The organism is Corynebacterium sp. NPDC104732 (genome assembly GCF_055583565.1).
On sequence record NZ_JBVJNS010000016.1, the window covers coordinates 1 to 23,139 of the forward strand.

The 23,139-nt window shown below is 58.6% G+C and carries 18 protein-coding genes; 6 read left to right on the top strand and 12 right to left on the bottom strand.

The window, feature by feature from the left end; translation table 11 throughout:
- Window positions 1-196: 196 nt before the first annotated feature.
- From ACZ6ZO_RS10405 to ACZ6ZO_RS10420, 4 genes are read right to left on the bottom strand one after another with little or no spacing between them, the layout of a single operon-like run.
- On the bottom strand, window positions 197-964 hold the full coding sequence (locus tag ACZ6ZO_RS10405) for a heme ABC transporter ATP-binding protein (RefSeq protein ID WP_465292464.1): 768 nt from the start codon (window positions 962-964) through the stop codon (window positions 197-199).
- The gene (locus ACZ6ZO_RS10410; protein ID WP_465292466.1) at window positions 961-2,004 is read right to left on the bottom strand and encodes a FecCD family ABC transporter permease; all 1,044 of its coding nucleotides are present in this window, start codon (window positions 2,002-2,004) and stop codon (window positions 961-963) included. The genes ACZ6ZO_RS10405 and ACZ6ZO_RS10410 overlap by 4 nt, the downstream gene beginning before the upstream one ends.
- Window positions 1,991-3,094 (bottom strand): heme/hemin ABC transporter substrate-binding protein, encoded by a 1,104-nt coding sequence (locus ACZ6ZO_RS10415; RefSeq protein WP_465292468.1) that lies wholly within the window; start codon window positions 3,092-3,094, stop codon window positions 1,991-1,993. The genes ACZ6ZO_RS10410 and ACZ6ZO_RS10415 overlap by 14 nt, the downstream gene beginning before the upstream one ends.
- Window positions 3,091-5,319, bottom strand: coding sequence for an HtaA domain-containing protein (locus tag ACZ6ZO_RS10420; protein WP_465292470.1), 2,229 nt, complete (start codon window positions 5,317-5,319; stop codon window positions 3,091-3,093). The genes ACZ6ZO_RS10415 and ACZ6ZO_RS10420 overlap by 4 nt, the downstream gene beginning before the upstream one ends.
- A 178-nt stretch (window positions 5,320-5,497) precedes the next feature.
- On the opposite strand from ACZ6ZO_RS10420, the gene ACZ6ZO_RS10425 reads away from it, so the two are divergent.
- Together ACZ6ZO_RS10425 and ACZ6ZO_RS10430 are read left to right on the top strand one after the other, a co-directional pair.
- On the top strand, window positions 5,498-6,520 hold the full coding sequence (locus ACZ6ZO_RS10425) for an HtaA domain-containing protein (RefSeq protein ID WP_465292472.1): 1,023 nt from the start codon (window positions 5,498-5,500) through the stop codon (window positions 6,518-6,520).
- A gap of 1,166 nt (window positions 6,521-7,686) precedes the next feature.
- Window positions 7,687-7,854, top strand: coding sequence for a hypothetical protein (locus ACZ6ZO_RS10430; RefSeq protein WP_182385402.1), 168 nt, complete (start codon window positions 7,687-7,689; stop codon window positions 7,852-7,854).
- Window positions 7,855-7,946: 92 nt separating this feature from the next.
- Here ACZ6ZO_RS10430 and ACZ6ZO_RS10435 read toward each other — a convergent pair whose 3' ends face one another.
- Both ACZ6ZO_RS10435 and ACZ6ZO_RS10440 read right to left on the bottom strand, forming a co-directional pair.
- A complete protein-coding gene (locus ACZ6ZO_RS10435) occupies window positions 7,947-10,550 on the bottom strand; it encodes an ATP-dependent Clp protease ATP-binding subunit (RefSeq protein ID WP_182385401.1) in 2,604 nt (867 codons plus the stop codon).
- Between the two features lie 165 nt (window positions 10,551-10,715).
- Window positions 10,716-11,015, bottom strand: a complete 300-nt coding sequence (locus ACZ6ZO_RS10440) for a hypothetical protein (protein ID WP_465292475.1) — start codon at window positions 11,013-11,015, stop codon at window positions 10,716-10,718.
- A 44-nt stretch (window positions 11,016-11,059) separates the two neighbouring features.
- Here ACZ6ZO_RS10440 and ACZ6ZO_RS10445 point away from each other — a divergent pair, with 44 nt between their 5' ends.
- On the top strand, window positions 11,060-11,698 hold the full coding sequence (locus tag ACZ6ZO_RS10445) for a Pr6Pr family membrane protein (protein WP_465292477.1): 639 nt from the start codon (window positions 11,060-11,062) through the stop codon (window positions 11,696-11,698).
- Here ACZ6ZO_RS10445 and ACZ6ZO_RS10450 read toward each other — a convergent pair.
- From ACZ6ZO_RS10450 to ACZ6ZO_RS10460, 3 genes are all read right to left on the bottom strand, one after another.
- A complete protein-coding gene (locus ACZ6ZO_RS10450; RefSeq protein WP_465292479.1) occupies window positions 11,695-12,522 on the bottom strand; it encodes a PRD domain-containing protein in 828 nt (275 codons plus the stop codon). The genes ACZ6ZO_RS10445 and ACZ6ZO_RS10450 overlap by 4 nt on opposite strands.
- A 27-nt stretch (window positions 12,523-12,549) precedes the next feature.
- On the bottom strand, window positions 12,550-14,571 hold the full coding sequence (locus ACZ6ZO_RS10455; RefSeq protein WP_465292526.1) for a glucose PTS transporter subunit IIA: 2,022 nt from the start codon (window positions 14,569-14,571) through the stop codon (window positions 12,550-12,552).
- Window positions 14,572-14,794: 223 nt separating this feature from the next.
- The gene (locus ACZ6ZO_RS10460) at window positions 14,795-16,078 is read right to left on the bottom strand and encodes a thymidine phosphorylase (RefSeq protein ID WP_465292481.1); all 1,284 of its coding nucleotides are present in this window, start codon (window positions 16,076-16,078) and stop codon (window positions 14,795-14,797) included.
- Window positions 16,079-16,236: 158 nt separating this feature from the next.
- Between ACZ6ZO_RS10460 and ACZ6ZO_RS10465 the strand changes: the two genes are divergently transcribed.
- Together ACZ6ZO_RS10465 and ACZ6ZO_RS10470 are read left to right on the top strand one after the other, a co-directional pair.
- Window positions 16,237-16,707, top strand: a complete 471-nt coding sequence (locus ACZ6ZO_RS10465) for a cytidine deaminase (RefSeq protein WP_465292528.1) — start codon at window positions 16,237-16,239, stop codon at window positions 16,705-16,707.
- 3 nt (window positions 16,708-16,710) lie between these two features.
- Window positions 16,711-17,925 (top strand): NupC/NupG family nucleoside CNT transporter, encoded by a 1,215-nt coding sequence (locus ACZ6ZO_RS10470; protein ID WP_465292483.1) that lies wholly within the window; start codon window positions 16,711-16,713, stop codon window positions 17,923-17,925.
- A gap of 52 nt (window positions 17,926-17,977) precedes the next feature.
- Here ACZ6ZO_RS10470 and lysS read toward each other — a convergent pair whose 3' ends face one another.
- Window positions 17,978-19,549 carry a lysine--tRNA ligase gene (lysS, locus tag ACZ6ZO_RS10475; protein ID WP_182385395.1) on the bottom strand — a complete coding sequence of 524 codons (1,572 nt, stop codon included), beginning with the start codon at window positions 19,547-19,549 and terminating at the stop codon, window positions 17,978-17,980.
- 209 nt (window positions 19,550-19,758) lie between these two features.
- On the opposite strand from lysS, the gene ACZ6ZO_RS10480 reads away from it, so the two are divergent.
- Window positions 19,759-21,831 carry a PhoX family protein gene (locus tag ACZ6ZO_RS10480; RefSeq protein ID WP_465292486.1) on the top strand — a complete coding sequence of 691 codons (2,073 nt, stop codon included), beginning with the start codon at window positions 19,759-19,761 and terminating at the stop codon, window positions 21,829-21,831.
- A 49-nt stretch (window positions 21,832-21,880) separates the two neighbouring features.
- On the opposite strand, the gene ACZ6ZO_RS10485 is transcribed toward ACZ6ZO_RS10480, so the two are convergent.
- Entirely contained in the window at window positions 21,881-22,399 is a 519-nt protein-coding gene (locus ACZ6ZO_RS10485; protein WP_208768083.1) for a hypothetical protein, read from the bottom strand.
- A gap of 24 nt (window positions 22,400-22,423) precedes the next feature.
- Window positions 22,424-23,134, bottom strand: a complete 711-nt coding sequence (locus ACZ6ZO_RS10490; RefSeq protein ID WP_465292488.1) for a DUF6779 domain-containing protein — start codon at window positions 23,132-23,134, stop codon at window positions 22,424-22,426.
- Window positions 23,135-23,139 lie beyond the last annotated feature (5 nt).

The following is a 23,139-nucleotide window of genomic DNA, read 5'->3' on the forward strand; positions in this document are numbered from 1 at the left end:
ACAACAACCAGCTACACTGGAAACCAGGCATCTAGCACAGCTAGAAAACCACGCCTGAAACCCAACCAGGGTCACAACTAACTGGCGGGCAGCGGGAAAGACGAATCGCTACGCCTATCCCGATGCTTTACCTGAGGGAATAGCAGTCAATGTGATAGGGATTTGTCCCGGAAAACAAATCCCTATCAGGTTCTCCCTACCCGCGCACTGGGCTGATGAGCAGAGTATCGGGGGATGAGGGTGGGTGGGTGACAGAGATGGGGCACTCGTAGGCGTCGGTAAGCAGCGTGCTATTTAACACTTCCCGCGGTGTGCCCTGTGCATAGATCGAACCGGCTTTGAGCAAAGTGATGCTGTCGCAATAGGCGGCGGCAAGGTTGAGGTCATGCAGCACTACGGCAACGGCAACTCCCCGGCGCGCCAGATCACGGGCGGTGGAGAGGAGTTGTTCTTGGTGTTTGATGTCGAGGGCGGCGGTAGGTTCGTCGAGCATCACCACGGGAGTATCTTGGCAGAGGACGCGGGCGAATGCGACACGGGCCCGTTCGCCACCGGAGAGGTTGGTGATGATGCGATCCTGGAGGTGGGCAACGTCAGCGGTGCGGAGGGCGTGGTCGACGCGCTGTGGGTCGCCAGGGTCTGCGGGGTACGGGCTGCGCCCCATTTCCACGATGTCGCGAACAAGATAGGAAAAAGAGACGCCAACATCCTGCAGCATCACGGCGCGTTGACGGGCGAGTTCCCGCGGGGTGTAGCGCGTGATGTCCTTGCCACCGATGGTGATGGTGCCGGAGGTGGTGGCGATGTCGCCGGCCAGCGCCGCCAGGAGCGTTGATTTTCCGGCGCCGTTTGGGCCGATGATGCCGGTGACGAGGCCGGGCGTGAGCTGAACTGAGACGTTCTTAATGAGTTTCTTGCCAAGGACGGACACGGTGATGTCCTGGGCGTTCACAATCGCCGTCATACGTGTTGCCCCTTCGCTAGTGTGCGTCGCAGGAGGTAGAAGAACACCGGGCCGCCTACCAGCGCGGTGAAAATGCCAATGGGAAGGTCGGCATAGGCGATGGCTGTGCGCGCCACGATATCCGCGGCGGACAGCAGCACCGCACCGCCCAGCGCCGAAACAGGTATTAACCAGCGGTTACCGGCGCCGAGCACGAGGCGTAGCAGGTGTGGCACGATCAGCCCCACGAACCCGATGATGCCTCCGAAGGCGACGGCCGCTGCGGTGAGCATCGTCGCCACGGCCAGGGAGTAAAAACGCAGCTTTGCGACGCCCACTCCCACATGTTCCGCGGCCCGCTCACCGAGCGCCAACAGGTCCAGTTGCCGGGAAAGCGCTGCTGACAACACGATTCCCAAGATGATGACGGGAAGCACCGTGAACACATGCTTCCACTGCGCGCCGTTCAACGACCCCATGTGCCAGAACTGGATTTGCTCTCGCGCGGTGGTGGGTGCCAGGAAAATCAGAAAGGAAATAGCAGCACCCGCGATGGCGTTCACTGCGATACCGGTGAGGATCAGCGACACCACCTGGGTTTGCCCGCGGACGCGGGACAAGATGAACACAAGCCATGCGGTAGCCGCCGCACCGACGAATGCGAGTAGTGGCACAGTGAAAGTGCCAGCGAAGCTAAGCCCGGAAACGATGGCAATCGCAGCTCCCACACCGGCGCCGGAGGAGACACCGATGACACCGGGTTCTGCGAGCGGGTTAGCGAACAGTGCCTGCATCACGGCGCCGGATACCGCGAGAGCTGCACCGATGAGCAGGCTGAGCACGATTCGGGGCATGCGGACTTGCCACAGTACTGATGCCCCGAGCTCGGGGCTGGGTGCGGTGGGACCGGCAGCGATGATCCGGAGGACGTCGGTGAGCGTCATGCTGTACTGTCCTACCGACAGCGCCCCCGCCGCAATGACCACGACAGCAAGACTAAGGCCACAGGTGGTGAGGATGCGCTGACGTCGACGCTGGGCAATAGCATCACTCTGGCGCATAGATCGCCTTAGCGGTTGCTAGGAGCTGCGCACCCGCTTGGGGCCCGAAGGACAGGGACTGGCCGTCTGGGATCGCGACGATGCGGCGGTTCTGGCCGGCGATGGTTTGGGCGACACCTGGACGCTGCAACAATCCATCGACACCACCGGTGGATTCCAGCCCCTTGCTCATGACCAAAATGATTTCTGGGTTGAGTTCTGCCAGGGATTCTGCGTTTGCGGGGCGAACACCGTCGATGTCTTTGCCTACGTTGTCGCCGCCGACGGCGTCGATAAGCACCTCAGCTCCGTAGCCGTTGCCCATGATGAAGAACACGCCGCCGTTGCCACGCACGTAGAGGAACGCCATGCGCGGGCGTCGTGGGGAGTCAGCTGGAATCATCTTTGCCAGCGCAGCCTGATCCACTTCGAGTTGCTTCGTGGACCGCTCTGCCAAGCGCTTTCCTTCGTCCTTCAACCCCAGACAGTTCGCTACCAGCTGGATGTCTGAGCCTACGGATTCGAGGGTGCGCTGCGGATCGAGCATCGCGACGGTAACGCCGGCGGCGCGCAGCTGTTCAATCGCTTCCAGTGGTCCCACGGAATGATCCACGATCACCAAGGTCGGCTGGAGCTGCAACACCGCTTCCACGTTGATGCTGTGGCCGTCTTTGGTCACCAGTGGTACATGCTCCAGTGCTTTCTCGTTCGACGAGACCGCGCGCCCGACGATGCTATCCACGAGTCCCAAGCCCTCAATGACGCGGGAGTAGGTTCCGTACAGGTCCAGGGGGATGATGCGGGAGACGTCGGTAACCTCTACTTGATGCCCGTCAGCGTCAGTGAAGCTCACTGGCAGTTGTGGCTGCGGGTTGGTGGTAATCGGGATGATTTCACCGATGTCTGCAGCAACGCTCGGGCCACGCAAGGACAGCGGGTCCGGGAGTTCATGAGCCGCCGGAACTGCCTGTGGCGTGGTGATCTGGCTGCTGGCCTCACCAAGTTTCGCCCCGCGTCCTAGCTCAGCGGAGGAACCATAGCCACAGCTTGTGAGGGCGATGGCGCCGGTGGTGATCAGCGCCACGACGGCGATCTTGTTTTTCAGGCTCATTCGCCTGCTCCTTCATTGTTACGACGGAAAAATTTTGTGCGGTGTTTTGCACCACCCGGGGAAAATGCCATGAACCCGAACGCTGCGATGAGCAACAACGCCAGGGCTACGGGAATGCCAGGGTTACCAACCGCTGCCACCAACATGGTGTTTGGCTGCTCTTTTTCATCCAGCAAAGATGTTGCACTGCGACCGGTTTTGGCTTGCCCCATCGCTTCTGGAGCGCCACCATTTTTGGCGTTAGCTTTCTTCACCGCTGCGCTTGCTGCGCTGGTGGTGTTCCCCGCTGCTTGGCCGCCCGCACTTGCCCCGTGGGATGCGGCGCAGTTGGCGGCACCGGAAAGCTGCGCTGTAGCTGTGATGGGGTCGAGCTCGATTCCAGCTGGGTAGAAATCAGCGAATGCCTTAGCCCCTTCTGCGGTCAATGCGGTGGTGGCCGTGAGATTGAGGCTGTCGCCGGAACCCGAAGCCTGAGTGTTCAAGGTGGCCAGGGCTACCCTGCCGAAGTCGCGACTATTGCCGTCCATGTCGCTGGACCGGACGTTGGCAAATAGGGTACCGGTATTGCCGTCGAATTGGACTTCCGGATCGGCAATGTTGAGATCCAAAACCCCGTCGTGGCCGGTGAATCGGACTGCACCGGTGTACTGAATGACGCCGTTGTTTCCGGCTACCGCACCCGCGGTGCCGTTCCAGACAAAGTTGCCACCGGAGTATGTGGTGCCATTGGTTTCCCAGGATCCCTTGGCGATATTGCCCGAAATGTAAGAGCGGAAGGATTCCTTCACACCCCAGGACAAGCTCGCTTGGGAGACGCCTTTCCCATCGGAAGCGGAGCACACTCCGGCCTGCGCCCCGGCATTAGCGGCGCCACCGGTAGCTTTTGCGGCTCCTGCGGCTGCAGGACCGGCCGCGCTCGCGGTTCCGCCAGACGGCGCACCGCTTTTGACGGTGGCTGTCGCCGAAGCAGGCTTATCGACGCCATTCTGCGTTGTCTGGCTGCCCTTGGTTTCGGTGGTGGAGTTACCGGGCTTCAACCCGAACTTAGCTCCCAGTGATTCAGCGGCGTTAAGCATTCCGGTAGTTGCTGTGAATAAGTTGCCGCCGGCGGTGGCAACCCGCTGGGTCTCCACCAGTCCGTTCACCACCTGATTGGTACCTTCCCAGAAGTTGTGCACCCCGGAGGAGCGAACAATGCGCACGTGGGTGGTAGCGGTATGAGCTCCACCGCCTGCCCCAGCCCCAACGAGGGAATACGTGGTGGTGCCCAGGGGTGTTTCCGGAGCGATGGTGATGTCCACTGCCACCAAGCCGTTGGCATCTGCGGTAGCAGTACCAATATCAGTGGTGTCTTTGCCCTTCCGAACCGCTACCACGCTGTTAGGCGCAAAGCCACTGGCAGAAAGAGTGAGGGTGTCTCCCCATTGCACAATGGTGTGGTTGGCTTCCGGGACTGGTTGGCGATCGGGCAGTTTTTCAATCTTGGTTCCGCTGCTTTTCCCACCACCGGACGTAGAGGTGCCAGAGTTGCCAGAGCCTCCAATAGCGCGCTCGGACCCGTCGGCACACACTGCTTTACCCTTAAGGTTAATTTTCAGCGGATCGACAGTTCGATCTGCTTCCGTGCGGTACGCACCATTAAATCCAATGTCGTTTCCGGCTTGGGTGAGCACTACCCGACCGGTGAGCTGAGTATTGGTTGCGCTTAAGGAGTCGGAGAAGTGGACGTCGGCAAGCTCCAAAGCAGGTTCGGACACATCACGGGTCGGTGTACCCGGGCGGAAGTCTTCGGCAATCTTGCCGTTGTAAGAAGCAATCAGCTTTGCCTGATTGGCGCTGGAAAATTGCAGCTTAAGATCGCTGAATGCCGAGTCGAGCACCCCGTCATGACCGGTGAAACGGACGCCACCGCGCGAGCCGACTTCCAGGCTGCTCGCTGCCCCGGAGCTGCTGTTAACCGGAAAAACAAAGGCGGCATTCTCATCGGAGAAGGCGCCTTGCAGTTGGGCATCGCCGGTGGTTTCAAACCCACCGTGCGCCACGGGGCTGTCGATATAGCGGCGGAAACTATGTTTAAAACCCCAGCTCAGCTCGCCGCCGGAGATCTCGAAAGTTGGGTTTTCGCAACTGCCAGAACCCGTCTCAGCTGCCTGAGCGGCGGGCGCCACCCCTAGTAAGACGATCAGGGCTGTGGCACAAAAACTTGTCACAGTACGTGAGCGCATCGTTGTCCATCTTTTCTTTGTTAATTAACGCTTCGGGTGAACAGTACAAAACGAGGTGAGTTAGGTAAAGCTAACCTCACCCCCGAAGCACACCCCACTACCTTCAAGGCAAATTCGTAGGTTAGGCTAACCTTACTTTGATTTTCTCAAAGATTCCATTCCGACACAAAGGATTTCTATGCAACGTTCAATCCTTGCTACCGCAATCGGCACCAGCCTTCTCGCAAGCACCCTGACAATCCCACATGCGACAGCAGCAGAAAACACCTGCGCAAACCCAAGCTTCGACGTTGAAAGCGGCACCATCGACTGGGGCATCAAGCAAACCTGGCGCAACTACATCGACGGCCCCATCGCGAACGGAGCATGGACCGTCAGCGGCATGACCGAGCACGGCACCGACAAAGCTGGCCCAGACTTTTACTTCTCCAGCCCAATCGACCCAGCATCAGTCAAACTCACCGCCAACAACGGCACTCCAGCTGTCACTTCCCTCGCCGCCACCGGCACCGCCCACTTCACCGGCCACCACGACGCGCTCGATGTCACCCTAGGCAACTTCGGCGTCGACGTCAGCGGCAACCAAGTCACCGTCAAGACTGACTACACCTCGTACTACGTACCAGGTAAAGCCATGACGTCCCTCACCCCGGAAGACAAAACGGAACAAAACAAAGTAACCGGCCGCGACGTCATCGCCCAAGGAACCACCACCGGCTGGAAGTTCGACCAGGGCACCCTCACCCTCGAAGCCCCCGGCCTGAAATACGTCAAGCACCCCGAGTCCACCCGTGACCTACAAAAGGGCGCCGACCGCGCCTTCATGGGAGCCTACCGAGCTGGCGATCCTATGGACACCGTAAAGGTATCCCTTAAGCTCAAAGCAACCTGTGCCGATAGCCCAGCCCCAGCACCAGTGGACAACAAGCCCGGTGAAAACCCGGCACCTGCACCGGCACCTGCACCAAACAAGCCCGGTGAAAACCCGGCACCTGCACCGGCACCTGCACCAAACAAGCCCGGTGAAAACCCGGCACCTGCACCGGCACCTGCACCAAACAAGCCCGGTAAGGAAAACAACCAGGACAACGGTTTCAGCCTGGGAAGCTCCGGCACCGACGCCGGGATCCTCGCCGCACTTGGCGGCCTTTTCGGCCTGGCTGGCGTGGCCATCGCCAAGCACTTTGGGCTGATGAAGTAACTAGTTAGCGGGTTAAAAACGACGCTTCGGCGTCGTTTTTAACCCGACTTGAGGTTTCGGCACTTTCTCATGCTCGTGGCATGTCCCCGGAAGCCCAACCTACAAGTGGACTTCTTCTCTTTGACCTGAGAGCACCACATCCCAATGGTTGTTACTTGTAATGGTTGAGACTGTGAGTTATTGGACACGCGTGTGGCATAGCCCGAGAGCGCCCAACCACAGCTAACAAATTCAAAGCTCCCCAGCCTTTCACTCAGCATCATTAATTTCCAGCTTGGAGTGGGATTAAGTAGCAGAAAGTGTGTCTGTTGTCCGCGATAGGCCCTGGTCAAGGTATGCAAATGCATGTGTTATATAGCTTGAGGTCTTATAAACGCACAATCCTTGTTCAATACCGCGAGTGATACCGCACCTGCACTAACAGGTGCGGTCACCTAACTCCGGTAACCAAAAACCGACCCCGATGCCCCCGTCTGCCTGGGACAAAAGCAAAAACAACGGCACCACTAGGTGGCGGTGCACCACCTAGTGGCGCTTCGACTACCAACACCAAAGCTGATCACACACACGCGGCAAACTTTTCGAGCCTTCCATGCTTATGCTGTCAGCTCAACCGCACTGACCGATCCTGCAGGCTCGTGAGGCATCTCCCGAAGAAGTCTGAACCGCGGGTTCACACCCCTTGTGACTTATTGATGCCCTCTGCACCGCCGACCCCTACCGCGTATACGATCAGGTCTTTATCGAAGGCGACGTACACTGCAGCAGGCTGCCTACTCATCACATCCATCCTCGACCACGTAGTGTGCTCACACTGGGACAAATGGGAAATAAAACAAGCTGGGAAACAGGTCGACCAGCCCTGTTGCGACAACGCTATCCCAGCCGAGCACTAACACAACAGTGCCTGGCCGGACATATATTTTGCTGCTTAACTCCGCAAAACCCGGGAAGCGTTCCCCGGGTCTCGGTGATCCTTTAGGCTTCACACCTGCTATTTCACTGATTTCGGCCCGAGATCCGGGGAATGCTTCCCGGGTTTTAGTAAGAAACTTCAGGGACCGTGATCAAAGCCCCCAGAAGTGAAGTAACAACCGACAACACGCCGACCGGACACACATTTTGCTCCCTTACCCCTTGGAGTGGGCACGGCAGCCGAAGCTAACATGTCGACTTTCTGGCTAGTTGTTATCGTCGCCATCTTGTTGATCGTCATCCCCGCTGGCATGATGCAGCAAAAGATTCGTAAGCGCAGCGAGGAACACGACGAAGAAACCCGTCAATCAGCGCTAGATTTTCAGCGCGATATCGACCGAGGACGGGCTGGTTTCTAAGACAAGCACGCAGCAGAGTCACACTCTTCCCGCTCCACCAAAAGCAGGCCACCACAACCTTGAGGTTCTGGTGGCCTGCTAACTTGACTGGCTTACTCTACGTCGGAAACGTCAGAGACTGCTTCCGCAGCTTCGACGGACATCTCTGAGAACTGGCCTTCCGGCAGTGGCTTTTCCGTGGCGGTGAACACGAACTTAGCGTCATCGCCCTTGGACTCGCCGTCCCAGCCTTCGACGTCCACGTTGACGATCTCACCGGCACCGAACTCACCGTAGAGGATCTTCTCGGACAGCACGTCCTCAATTTCCCGCTGGATAGTGCGGCGCAGCGGACGGGCACCGAGCACAGGATCGAAACCGCGCTTGGCAAGGAGATTCTTGGCGACGTCAGTAAGCGTGATGCCCATGTCTTTGGCAGCCAGCGCCTTCTCCACGCGACCGATGAGCAGGTTCACCATCTCCACGATCTGCTCCTGAGTGAGCTGGTGGAAGACCACAATCTCATCGATACGGTTGAGGAACTCTGGGCGGAAGTGCTTCTTAAGCTCGTCGTGGACCTTGCCCTTCATCCGATCAAACTGGGCATCCTGGTCCGTCGAGGTGCTTCCGGAGAAGCCCATACCCACAGCCTTCGAGATGTCGCTGGTGCCCAGGTTAGAGGTGAAGATCAAGACGGTGTTCTTGAAGTCGACAACACGGCCCTGGCCGTCGGTAAGCCGGCCATCTTCGAGGACCTGCAGGAGGGTGTTGTAGATCTCCTTGTGGGCCTTCTCAATCTCGTCGAACAGCACAACGGAGAACGGCTTACGGCGTACCTTTTCGGTCAGCTGGCCACCCTCTTCGTAGCCGACGTACCCCGGAGGGGCACCGAACAGACGCGACGCGGTAAAGCGGTCGTGGAACTCGGACATGTCGATCTGAATGAGGGCGTCCTCTTCACCGAAGAGGAACTCTGCCAGCGCCTTGGACAGCTCCGTCTTACCCACACCGGAAGGACCAGCGAAGATGAAGGAACCGGACGGACGCTTCGGATCCTTCAGGCCTGCGCGGGTACGGCGAATCGCGCGGGAGACCGCCTTGACGGCATCCTCCTGGCCGATGATGCGCTTGTGCAGCTCCTCTTCCATGTGGAGCAGGCGGGAAGACTCTTCCTCGGTCAGCTTGAACACTGGGATGCCGGTCCAGTGGCCGAGTACCTCAGCGATCTGCTCCTCGCCCACCTCAGCGATCTCTTCCAGGTCGCCGGAGCGCCACTGCTTTTCCTTCTCAGCGCGCTCCTCGCCCAGCTTGCGCTCCTTGTCGCGCAGGCCAGCTGCTTTCTCGAAGTCCTGAGCGTCAATCGCCGCTTCCTTCTCACGGCGCACGTCAGCAATACGCTCGTCGATTTCGCGCAAGCCCTCCGGCGCGGTCATCCGCTTGATACGCATCCGGGCGCCGGCCTCATCGATCAGGTCCACGGCCTTATCTGGCAAGAACCGGTCATTGATGTAGCGAGAGGACAGGTTCGCGGCGGCAGCCAGAGCGCCATCGGTGATGGACACGCGGTGGTGCGCCTCGTAGCGGTCCCGCAGCCCCTTCAAAATGTCGATCGTCATCTCCACGGACGGCTCCGGGACCTGCACCGGCTGGAAACGACGCTCCAACGCCGCATCCTTCTCAATGTGTTTACGGTACTCATCCAGGGTGGTGGCACCGATGGTCTGCAGCTCACCACGGGCCAGCTTCGGCTTCAGCAAGGACGCAGCATCAATCGCACCCTCAGCAGCGCCCGCGCCGACGAGCGTGTGAATCTCATCGATGAACAGGATGATATCGCCACGCTGGTTAATCTCCTTGAGCACCTTCTTCAGGCGTTCCTCGAAGTCACCGCGGTAGCGGGAACCCGCAACCAGAGAACCCAAATCCAGGGAGTAAAGCTGCTTGTCCTTCAAGGTCTCCGGGACCTTGCCGTTAACAATGTCCAGCGCCAAGCCCTCAACGACGGCCGTCTTACCCACACCAGGTTCACCAATCAGAACCGGGTTGTTCTTCGTACGGCGAGACAGCACCTGCATGATGCGCTCGATTTCCTTCTCGCGCCCCACGACCGGGTCAAGCTTGCCCTCACGAGCAGCCTGGGTCAGGTTACGGCCAAACTGGTCCAAAACCAGGGAGTTAGAACGCTCACCAGGACCACCCTGGGAACGGCCACCAGGGGCAGCACCAGCACCAGCGAGGGAAGGACCACCGGAGGAATCATCCGGGTTGCCGCCTTCACCTTCGTAGCCGCTGAGCAGCTGGATAACCTGCTGGCGCACGCGAGGCAGATCAGCTCCCAACTTAACCAGCACCTGCGCTGCGACGCCTTCACCTTCGCGGATCAGGCCGAGCAGCAGGAACTCGGTGCCGATGTACTTGTGGCCCATCTGCAGGCCTTCCCGCAAGGACAGCTCCAGCACCTTCTTAGCACGCGGGGTAAACGGAATGTGGCCGGTCGGCGGAGTGGTGCCGTGGCCGATGATTTCCTCAACCTCCCGACGCACATCTTCCAGGTTGATCCCCATGGACTCTAGGGCCTTCGCTGCGACGCCCTCACCCTCAGAGATCAGACCGAGCAGGATGTGCTCGGTGCCGATGTAATTGTGGTTGAGCATGCGCGCCTCATCTTGAGCGAGCACGATAACGCGTCGAGCGCGGTCGGTAAACCTCTCGAACATGACACTCCTAAATTCCGTTTGTTAATTGCACCCACTTTAACGCGCAGACCGCACCAAAATTTCCAATTTCAGCCCCACCCCAGAGCAAACAGCACAAAAACTATCCTTTAGCTGCACAAAGGGCGCTGTACGCCTCTAGCGAACAGCGCCCGATTTACGCCGAAACTACCAATTCAAAGCCGGAACTGAGTTCGGATTCAGTTTTAAGCACACGTTGGAAGCGAAAAAGCGCAACCCCGGGTCAGCCGTGCTCCCTCCCACAAACTTGGCGCACTTGTGCAGCTCCGGCACCGGAGATACCGGCATATCCCAACTATCAACGGCAACCGCCGCCCAATACGAGTGCTCCGGAGAATCCACCTTGATAATCGGCTCTAGGGACATTTCGACAGGATTAGCACTGGCCGACGGCATCATCGCGCAGCTGGCCACCACAGCAGAAACAACAGCAATCATCTTTTTCATGGCACCATAATATCTGCAGGCCGAAGCTACTACCATCGGTTTCTATGAGAAAACTTGTCCGCCGCACCGGCGCGCTTACCGCAGTTCTTGGTGGCGCAGCCATCGCACTGTCCGGCTACCAGGCTGCTACCACCGTCTTTCAGGATTGGCCGGCCTTTGAAACCCCGAAGCAAAAGCTCATCAACCACTACTCCTACTTCACTCTGTGGTCGAATATCATCGGCGCTCTAGTAAGCGCGCAGTACGCCGTCGGTAAGCGGCCTGCCCGCCTGGCGTTTCTGCGCATCAACGCGGTGACCATGCTGGTGATCACCGGCCTGGTGTACAACACGCTGCTGGCAAAGACATCCATCGTGGAGGGGCTGGGTAAGATCACCAACCCGATCGTGCACACCATCATGCCCATTGCGGTGCCCACCTTGTGGCTCCTGGACCGCCCCGGCGCGCCCACGCAGGACGTCACACGAAACTCCGCTGCTTTCGCCTTCGCGATCCCGCTGTTCTGGGCCGCTTACACGTTTAACCGAGGGATTCGCACCCAGGGCTACTACCCTTACGACTTTATCAACCCCACGATCCTCGGCTACCCCACTGCTGTGCGCAACGTGTGCGCAGTCGGGGCTGTCACCGCTGCCCTCATTGGGGCAATGTCCGTAGCGGAGCGGGCCCTGACGAAGGATTAGTTCCTCAACCGTGCGACATGGAGGACCAGGTAAGACACCTCGTCCTCCGTGAGCGACTCGCCCAATCGCAGCTCCACCAACTCAGCCAGCCGGTACGCAACCTCCACACACTCCGGATACGCTTCCATAATCGCGGTGCTGACCGCCCCTGGCTTTTCCGCAAGCTGTTTATGCTGCGCAATGCGCACAAACAAATACCGCAGGTGAGTGATGAAGCGGGCGATACTGATCTGGTCCAGCTGTTCCTTGTCGCTGCCCTGCTCGACCACGGCAATCATCTGCTCGATGAGGCCTGTCATCTGGTAGGTATACGACAAATCGCCGCTGGTAAAACTGGCGTTGACCAGGTGCAAGGTGAAAGCGACCGCTTCTTCTTCCGAAATAGGCTGCCTGAGTTGCTCATTTATCGCGTGGAGCAGCCGGACCGCCTGGGAATATTCCTCAGAGTAAAGCTGTTGCACTTCCGCCCGCAACGGGTAGGACAGCTCCTGCCCCTCGTAGCTACGCCGGATCGCACCACTGACGTGGTCTGCCAGCGCGATAACCAGAGTGATCTTGTCTTGATATTCGGACGGCATCCCCGCCTTGGCCATCGCCTCAATGACGATCCGGATGTGTTCCGCCGGGATCATCGCGAGCATTTCCGCAAGGTGGTCGGGGTCGCGGCCGTCGGCGGGATAAAACACCTTGGCCACCTTGTCCTGCGCGACAGGATCGCCGCTTTTGACCTGGAACCCAATTCCGCGGCCGGTAACAACAACTTCGCCGCCCTCACCACTCGTGGCAAGGACGACGTTGTTGTTAAAGACTCGCAGAACACGCATAGTATGCAGTGTAGTGCAGCCCCTTTGTTAAGAAACTGTTACCACCGTGTCACCGGCAGATACTGGGCCCGCTGGTACTGGGGAGACACCACCGAACTTCTTGGTGTTGGTGACGGTCATGATGACGGTGTCGTCGTACCCAGCGGCGGTGACGGCTGCGAAGTCAACCTCAGCCAGTGGCTGGCCGACGGTCACCCGATCGCCCTTCTTAGCCAGCTGGGTGAACCCCTCGCCCTTCATCTTCACGGTGTCGATGCCGATGTGGACCAAGACTTCCACCCCGTCGTCGGTCTTCAGGCCGTAGGCGTGGCCGGTCTTCATCGCGGTGATCACGGTGCCTTCGATTGGGGAGACCACGGTGGACTCGGTTGGCTTGATGCCCAGGCCGGTGCCGAGCGCCCCGGAGGCGAAGGCTGCGTCACTCAGATCCTTCATGTCCACGACCTGGCCAGCGACAGGTGCTGCCAGAGTAGCAACCTTCGTGAGCGTACCGACGCCACCAGCTGGGGCTGCTACCGGCTGCGCTGCAGGAGCTACTGGTTCTGCAGGAGCTGCTGGCTCTGCCTTGGCTGCAGCGATGCGTGCCAAAGCATCTGCCTTCTCTTCTGGGGTGCGGTAGTCAGTGATGACGATCAGCGTGAATGCCACGAAGAATGCGACGGCGATGGCGGCAGCGTAGGTGAGCATTGGGCTGAACACTGGGATGGTGATCAGCGAGGTGAAGACGAATGCCGAGGTCTTAACACCATTGGAAGCCATGCCCAGAACTGCGATGGTCAAGCCACCTGCAAAACATCCGACGAGCATACGTGGGTAGATGCGCTTGAAGCGGAGGTGAATACCGTAGAGGGAAGGCTCAGAGATACCACCGAGCAGGCCTGCGGCCAGTGCAGAAGCAGAGGTCTGGCGCATTTCAGTGTCGCGGTCACGCAGCGACAGGAAGAGCACACCAGCGGTAGCACCGAAGCAGGCGAAGTTCCAGGCGCCCATTGGGCCTTGGATGAAGTCGTAGCCCAAGGTGTTGATGTTGACCAGCATCAGAGCGTTGAGTGGCCAGTGCAGGCCCAGCGGCACCAGGAATGGGTACAGCATCGGGATGAGGATTGCGAACACGAACGGTGCGTTGGTGTTCATCCAGGACAGACCAATGCCGATTTCGTTACCGAGCCAGACGCCGAATGGGCCGATGAGGAACGCCGTCAGTGGGATCATCACAACGAGGGTGAGGAATGGCACGAACACCATGTGTACGGCGGAAGGAATGATCTTCTGGAAGAACTTGTAAGCAGCAGCGGCGACAGCAGCCATGATCAGTGGCACGAAGACGTTACCGCCGTAGCCCTGCAGCAACATTGGCAGGCCGAAAATGGTGGCCTTACAGGTTTCGGTGCCCAGTGCATCGTTGGTGGTACAGACGGTGGATGTGTGCTCGGACAGCGCCATGAACTCCGGGGTGAGCAGCGCAAACATAATCGAGCCCGTAACCCATGGATCGATGCGCAGTTTCTTACCAGCGTTAAACGCAACCATCACCGGCAGGAAGTAGAACACGCTGCGCCACATTGCGTCGACGAAGACCCAAGAAATCGGCTTGTCCTCAGCACGGAAATCAACGACTCCCAATGCGTCCAAAACTGCAGCAAACGCAATAATCAGCGATGCACCAAGCAACACACCCAGGATTGGGCGGAAGGAATCAGACAGGTACTCGAAGAACGCGTCCAGCCAAGGCAGCTTACCCTTCGCCTTTGCCCGCTGCTCAGCCTTCACCTCGGCATCGGACTTCGCCTGCACACCCTTCATCTCTGGCAGAGCGTTCATGTCGTCGTACACGGTAGCGACGTCGCCACCGATCACAACCTGGTAGTAGTTGCCGCCTTGTGGGACAGCACCCATCACTTTCCTGATGGACTCCAGCTTCGCCTTGTCAGCCTTCTTGGCATCTCGCAGCTCAAAACGAAGCCGAGTAGCACAGTGGCTAAACGACGCAATGTTGTCGGCGCCACCGATGCCATCAAGAATGGCCCGCGCAGTCTCTTGCCGAGTCATGCTCACCGGTAATCACTCCTTAACTTTGTCACTAGGGCTGCTCTGTAGCTTCCCCGCTGCATACAAAAAAGACCCGAGACACAAGGCACCGAACACATTGTCCGACGCTCCATGTCTCAGGTCTTGCCTCGAAGGATTCTAGGAGTAACAACCCTGATTGGTTAATCTGTTGTTAACTTTAGGCCTGTGAGATGCACACGTCAAGGGGACACCAAGTGGCCTGTCATACAATACGGTCGAGGATGATCCTCCGCTCGGGAGCAGCTGCCTCACCAATCACAATGCCTGGCAAGATCGAGTTGAGGGCATGCTCGAAGCGCTCAGGAGTTTCGGTGTGCAGCGTCAGCAGCTTGTGCCCCTTGGTCACGCGCTGCCCCAAATCCACATGAATCTCGATGCCAGCGGTGGCCTGCACTGGATCTTCCTTCCGGGCGCGCCCCGCGCCAAGACGCCAGCTACCCACGCCCAATGCCAGAGCATCCAACTGTTGCACTGTTCCTTCTTTTTCCGCTAGAACCTCGTAAGTGTGGGGAGCTCGGGCGAGCTTGGCATCTGGGTCTCCGCCCTGCGCCTTGATCATCCTGCGCCAGGAGTCCATTGCTCGACCGTCCTTGAGTGCAGTCTCCACGTCAGCATCATGCACACCCGCTAGATCGAGCATGTGTCGCGCCAACTCGCAGGTGATTTCGACCAAATCGCTAGGCCCACCGCCCTGGAGTACTTCAATCGATTCCTCCACCTCGAGGCCGTTGCCGATCTTCTTGCCGAGCGGAGTCGACATGTCTGTGAGCAGCGCACGGGTTTGAACCCCAGCATCGTGCCCCAGGTCAACCATGGTTTGTGCGAGAGCTCGCGCTTGATCCAGATCCTTCATGAACGCTCCCGAGCCAACCTTAACGTCGAGCACGAGAGAGGACGTACCCTCTGCGATCTTCTTACTCATGATGGAGGAAGCGATCAGCGGAATGCAGTCTACAGTCGCGGTGATGTCGCGCAATGCGTAGATCTTCTTATCGGCCGGAGCCAGGCCGGAACCCGCAGCTGCGACCACTGCCCCACTATCTTCCAGAATCTCCATCATGCGCGCATTAGACATGTCAGCTTTCCAGCCTGGGATCGCTTCCAGTTTGTCCAGCGTTCCTCCCGTGTGCCCGAGGCCTCGACCGGAGAGCTGTGGCACGGCGACCCCGAAGGATGAGACCAACGGGCCGAGCGGAAGGGTGACTTTGTCTCCCACCCCGCCGGTGGAGTGCTTGTCTGTCGTGGGCTTGCTCAAAGAGCTGAAATCCATCCGTTCACCGGAGTTGATCATGGCTTGCGTCCAGTCGACGATCTCGCGACGATTCATGTCCCGAATGAAGATTGCCATGTTCAGAGCAGCCATTTGCTCATCGCCCACAATCCCGCGCGTGTATGCATCGATTACCCAGTTGATCTGTTCCGTGGAGAGCTCACCCCCGTCCCTCTTGGTGCGAATGATGTCGACGACATCAAAAGTTGTGGCCATTTCTGCTTCCTTTCTGCCCCACGACAAATATCTGGTGAGGATCATCACTCCCATGGGGCTGCTGTAATCTCACCTCTTGTATTGGAACCCTGTGACAATTAACATCATAAGATAGAACATATGTCAATGGAAGCTTTATCAAATGTTATGTGGCTCGCTTGTGGTTGAGCAGCCACGAGCACCTGGCGGTTCATGGAAAGGATTCGCTCATGACCAGCGATGCAGAATTACTCGCCTTAGCGCGGGACGCTGCGCATCATGCCTATGCCCCTTATAGCCGTTTTCCCGTAGGAGCCGCGTTGCTCACTACGGATGGCGCAGTATTCACGGGATGCAATGTCGAAAACGCTAGCTACGGACTTACGTTATGCGCAGAGCGCAATGCGGCGACCACTATGGTTGCCAGCACCTCTACCTCCTCCGAAAGAGTAATCGAGGCTATTGCTATCGTCGGCCTCAAGGCTGCGCCATGCTGGCCATGTGGTGCCTGCCGGCAGGTGCTCCGAGAATTCAACACGAAGCGGGTCATCGTCGAAGACGACAATCATGAACCGCTAAGCATCGATTTTGAAAGCCTCCTCCCCTATTCCTTCGGTCCCGATCATCTCCCAGCAGAGAAAGAGGCATAGACCATGGAACGCTTCCAGGGCCTCATTGGTATCGCACTGATTTTCCTAGTTCTATTTGCCTTGTCAAACAATCGCAGACGCATCAATTGGCGCATCCTGGGCGTAGGGCTAACCCTCCAGATTGCCTTTGCCCTGCTCGTACTGAAGTGGGAACCGGGTTTCCAGGCGCTCAAAGCGACGGCTGGTTCCATTGAAAAACTCATTAATTACACCAACGAAGGCACCTCCTTCGTTTTTGGACCACTCTTCGGCAACAATGTCGGATTCATCTTCGCGCTCAACGTACTGCCTGTGATTATCTTCCTGGGCGCCATCATCGGCGCACTGTACTATCTGCGCATCCTGCAGTGGTTCGTGGAAATCGTCGGAACCGCACTCAACAAAGTACTCGGAACCTCGAAAGTGGAATCTGTCTGGGCTGCGACAGTAATTTTCCTCGGCCAATCTGAGGCCCCACTCGTTATCCGTCCTTGGCTGCCACAACTTACTCGTTCCGAGCTCTTCGCCTGTATGTCCGGGGGTTTCGCGTCGGTCGCAGGCTCCACGCTGGTCGGGTATTCCCTGTTGGGAGCACCGCTGCCCTACTTGCTCGCCGCCTCCGTCATGAATGCCCCTGCCTCACTAATGGTAGCCAAAGCACTCATGCCGGAGACGGAGGAGTCAAAAGTAAATGCGAACGTCACACAAATGCGCGATGAAAACTCGAAGAACGTAATCGACGCAATTGGTGCCGGTGCGCTTTCGGGCGGGCGAATCGCGGTCACCGTCGCATGCCTGCTCATCGCCTTCGTTGCCACGATCGCTATGCTTTCGGCCATTATTGGCGGAGTGGGCTCGATGTTCGGTCAAGAAGGCTGGTCTCTCGAGGGCTTGTTCGGCCTGTTGTTCGCCCCACTTGCCTGGGCAATCGGTGTGCCGTGGCACGAAGCCGGACTGGTCGGCTCCTTCATCGGTGAGAAGACCATCATCAACGAATTCGTCGGCTACACCTCGTTTTCCGAGCACGTGGCCAATCTCAGCCCTAAGTCCATCATGCTTACGTCTTTCGCTCTGGCTGGCTTTGCCAACCTTTCCTCCATCGCCATTCAGATTGGATCTTTCGGCGCGCTCGTTCCCGAGAGGCGCTCGGAGGTCGCTGAGCTAGGCGTCAAAGCGCTATTTGCCGGCTTTTGCACCAACATGTTGAACGCCGCGATCGTGGGCGTGATCGCCCTATAGGCGACGCGATGAACAGGGGCTTCAGAGTTTTCTGAAGCCCCTGTTTCTGTACTTAACCTTCTGGCTTCACCATCGGGAACAGCACGGTCTCGCGGATGCCCAGGCCGGTGAGGGCCATGAGGAGACGGTCGATGCCCATGCCGTTACCGGAGGTCGGTGGCATGCCCTGTTCCATGGCGGTGAGGAAGTCTTCGTCGAGGACCATGGCTTCGTCGTCGCCACCGGCGGCCAGGCGTGCCTGATCTTCGAAGCGTTCGCGCTGAATGACTGGGTCAACGAGTTCGGAGTAGCCGGTAGCCAGCTCGAAGCCACGGACGTACAGGTCCCACTTTTCGGTTACGCCCGGCTTGGAGCGGTGTTGCCTCGTCAATGGCGAGGTTTCAACTGGGAAGTCCCGTACGAAGATTGGCCCGTAGAGCTGGTCTTCGCACAGGTGCTCCCAGATCTCTTCCACGAGTTTGCCGTGGCCCCAACCGCCCTTTGCGGGAACGTCCAGGCCAATCACGGAGGCGATGGATTTCAGTTCCTCAACCGAGCTGGAGATAGTGACTTCTGGCTGGCCAGGGAATTTGCGCTGCAGGGCCTCGTTGAGAGATGGGTACATCTCGATCTGCTTCCACTCGCCACCGAGATCGTAGGTGGTGCCGTCGGCAAGCGTGACCTCGAGGGTGCCGAACACCTCCATGGCGACGGACTGGACGAGCCGCTTGATCAGGTCGGCGCCGTCGTCGTAGGTGCCCCAGGCCTGGTAGGTCTCGAGCATGGCGAATTCTGGGGAGTGGGAGGAGTCCACGCCTTCGTTGCGGAAGTTGCGGTTGACTTCGAAGACGCGCTCCATGCCACCGACGACGCAGCGCTTGAGGTAAAGCTCAGGGGCGATGCGCAGGTAAAGGTCGATGTCAAGTGCGTTTGAGTGGGTCTGGAATGGGCGGGCTGCGGCGCCACCGTGCAGGGTTTGCAGCATTGGGGTCTCCACTTCGAGGAAGCCTTCGGACTCCAGGAAGTTACGCAGCGCGCGCATGACCTTGATACGGGTCATGGCATTCTCGCGAGCGGCCTCGCGCATGATGAGGTCGGTGTAGCGGTGACGCACGCGAGTGTCTTCGGACATGTCCGCAAAAGCGACGGGCAGCGGACGCAGAGACTTCGCTGCCATTGCCCAGGAGGAAGCCATAACGGAGAGCTCGCCGCGCTTGGAGGCGATCACACGACCACGAACGGAGACGAAGTCACCCAGGTCAACATCGGACTTCCAGGCGACCAGGCGCTCTTCGCCGACTTCTGCGAGGGAGAGCATGGCCTGGATGCGGGTGCCGTCACCTTCCTGGATGGAAGCAAAGCACAGCTTTCCGGTGTTGCGCACGAAAATGACGCGGCCTGCGATGGCTACTTCGTCTTGGGTTTCCTCCCCTACTTGGAGGTTCACCACGCCGTCGATAGGCTCAGTGCCTTCGGTGACCACGTTGTACTTTGCACGCACATCCTTGATGGAGGTGGTGCGGTCGACAACGACGGGGTACGCGTCGGTACCTGCGTCCAGCAGACGCTGGCGCTTTTCACGTCGGATGCGCAGCTGCTCTGGGAGGTCTTCATTGGCATTTTGAGTCTTCTTAGCGTCAGTCACGGCTATTAAGCGTAGTCCATAGTGGTACCTGGAAACACCTCACTCTTTGTGCCAGCTTTTCGACGCCCCGCTCCACACACGCTAATGCCCCGTTATTTCACAGAAAATTCACTTAGGCGTAACTCCGATTCTCAATTGCTGCAACTCTGCTTACCTAAAGTCTGTATCCGCTCACCCCATAAACCGCGTAAGAAAATGGAGGCCCCACCGTGGGACTTAAGGGTTTCAACCTGTTCACTTCTAGTCGCACCAAGCAGACCTGCACCTACAAGTGCGGTAATGCCTGCTTCGGCGAGTGCGCCAACGAATCGAATAACGAGTACTTCGGCGACATCACGCGTCGTTCCGCGTTGAAGGCCGGTGCGGTAACTGTCTTGGCCGTCGGTGGCGCTTCTGCCCTCGCAGCATGCTCCTCTGATAGCGACTCCGGTAATGCTGAAACCACGGGTTCTGCTTCCTCCTCCGCGAAGAAAGACCAGGCCAAGTCCCTGCCGGGCATGCAGTTCACTCCGGTCGAAGCGAACACCGAAAAGGAGGTGAAGATCCCAGAAGGCTACGAGCAGAAGGTCCTGATCGCGTGGGGCGATCCAGTGATCGAGGGCGCGCCTGAGTTCGACGTCGACAACCAGACCCCAGAGGCAGCCGAGAAGCAGTTCGGCTTCAACAATGACTTCGCCGGCCTGCTGGACCACCCTGAAGACAGCAACCGCATGGTCTACGTGTGCTCCCACGAGTACTCCACCGAGCCGAACATGTTCAAGGGCTACGACCCAGAAAACCCAACCGAGGACCAGTTCAAGATCGGTCTCGCGGCGCACGGCCACACCATCCTCGAAGTATCCAAGGTTGAGGGCTCGGGCGAGCTGAAGCGCGAATTCGGTAAGCTCAACCGTCGCATCACGGGCACCACCCCATTCAAGGTCACTGGCCCAGCAGCTGGATCCGACCTACTCAAGACCGCCGCGGACCCAGAGGGCAAGACCGTCCTGGGTACCCTCAACAACTGCTCCGGCGGCATCACCCCATGGGGCACCATGCTCTCCGGCGAAGAAAACTTCGACCAGTACTTCGGCAACGCCAACCAGCTTTCCGACGAAGACGCCAAGAAGAAGCTCAAGCGCTTCGGCATCAAGGGCGACGCATCCGAGCGCAAGTGGGAGCGTTTCGACGACCGCTTCGACGTGTCCAAGACCCCTAACGAACCAAACCGCTTCGGCTGGCTGGTAGAGATCGACCCAATGGATCCAACCTCCACCCCGATCAAGCACACCGCCGTGGGCCGCTTCAAGCACGAGGCCGGCAACATCCACATCACCTCCGACGGCACCGTCGTCTGCTACTCCGGTGACGACGAGCGCAATGACTACCTGTACAAGTTCGTCTCCACGCGCAAGTTCAAAGAAGGCGACAAGGAAAACAACCTCAAGATCCTGGACGAAGGCACCCTGTACGTAGCCAAGTTCGAGGGCAACTCCCCTAAGGACGAGATCGACGGCTCCGGCCAGCTCCCTAAGGACGGCGCATTCGACGGCAAGGGCACCTGGGTCAAGCTCCTGACCTCCAAGGAAGACGGCTCCGCTGAATCCCACGTGGACGGCATGAAGCCAGACGAGGTTGCTGTGTGGACCCGCCTCGCTGCCGACAAGGTCGAAGCCACCAAGATGGACCGCCCAGAGGACGTCGAAGTCTCTCCAAAGACCGGCCTGGTCTACGTCGCGCTGACCAACAACAAGTACCGTGGCGCAGTCGAAGAGGGCAAGAACTACCCAGGAGTCGAAGAAGTCGCTCCGATCAAGGAAAACAAGAACGGTCTGGTCCTGGAAATGGACGATGACCACGCTGGGGAAAACTTCACCTGGAACCTGCTGCTCGTCTGTGGCGATCCGAAGGAGGCCTACACCTACTTCGGTGGCTTCGACAAGGAAAAGGTCTCCCCAATTTCCTGCCCAGACAACCTCGCCTTCGATTCCCACGGCAACCTGTGGATCTCCACCGACGGCAACGCACTCAAGTCCAACGACGGACTGTACGCCTGCGCTGTTGAGCCGGGTGACCACCGTGGCGAGCTCAAGTGCTTCCTCACCGTCCCGAAGGGCGCTGAGACCTGTGGCCCGATCGTCACCGACGAGCGCGTCATGGTCAACGTCCAGCACCCAGGCGAAGGTGACGACGCCTCCGCGGACAAGCCAGCAATCCACTGGCCAGACGGTGGCAACGCTGTCCCACGCCCAGCAGTAGTTGTGGTGTGGCCTAAGAAGGGCAAAGTTGGCGTCGAAGCCTAAGGAAGCCTAAACCTTAAGGGTTGCTCCCGGCACCACTGTCTGGGGTAACCTACCACCCTCCCAGCTGGCGGATGACAATGTTTCGCGCCGCTTCGCTGGACACGCTACGCAGCGCCTGAAGTTTCAGTGCATTCGCTTCAGCAGCTATTTTCAACGCCCTGGCTAAGTCAGGGCGTTCTTCATCTGAAACGGCCCACACGCTGCCATGCATCTCGGCCACGAGGACTTCCGCCACGGCCTGACTGATTTCATCGCAGGTATCCACGATGAAGTCGTCTCCAAAGCACGCCATGGCTATGCCCAGGGCGGGCAGGTCAATAAGTGGTTCGGCGCCTAACTCCACCGCGGTGTGAATCACGATCTGTCGCGATGAAACTAATGGTTCCAAGCGCTGTACAGCCTCTGGGACATATTCCGCCGGCTCTGAAATGATGATCAGATCAAACTTGGCCAGGTCCTCCCACGAGGTCGCCTCCCCCACATGGTGTCCTGCTTGACTCAATCGACGCGCCAACTCCGAGAGGCGACTCGTGTCAGCTACCCGTAACCGTGGGCTTAGTGCGGCCAAGTGAATGTTCTCCTCAGCGGAAAGTTACTTGTTCTTCTTCAGGTTTGCGAGCAGCTCTGCAACAGAGATCGAATCTTTGTTTTCATCACGACGGCGACGGCCGTGTGATTCCGGTTCTGGGGTTGGTACCGCGGCAGGGGTGTCCAGTTTTACGGTGGCGAAGGAGCCGGTATCGAAGCGAGAGGCGCCAGAAGTATCATCAGAAGGTTCCACAGTTGCCTCGACTGGTGATTCCTCCACTGCTGGGATGGTTTCGGTCAGCGCCTCGTCGGTTGCGGTTTCAAGTTCCCGGATTCGGGAGGCTTCGGCCGTGAGGGTTGCTGGTTCATACCCGAATTCCCGACCGGAGAGTTCCTCCAGCTGTTGGCGTAGTTCGCCAAGTTGGGCGCGGATGTCCTGCAAGAGTTCGGTGTCTTGTGCAGAAGCAGAGATGGCGTTTTCTACTGCGAGTTCTGCTTGTTCGGCGCGGAGCTCAGCAGCGAGTTTTTCTCGTTCCTCTTCTGCACGCGCACGTTCTTCGGTGGCGATGCGCCGGTACTTGGCCACCAGGAACAGGCCGAGGAAGGCTGCCCACAGTGCCGCCAGCACCGCCACTTTCATTGCTGCTGCGCTATTGGAGAAAAGCATGACGACGCTCGCCACCACGGCAAGCACAACCAACGCCACCAGCATGATCTGGGTTTTGTCGGTGGTGTTGGTCTCTTCCGCAGGTTGGGTCATTGGATCGTCACTCATGCTTA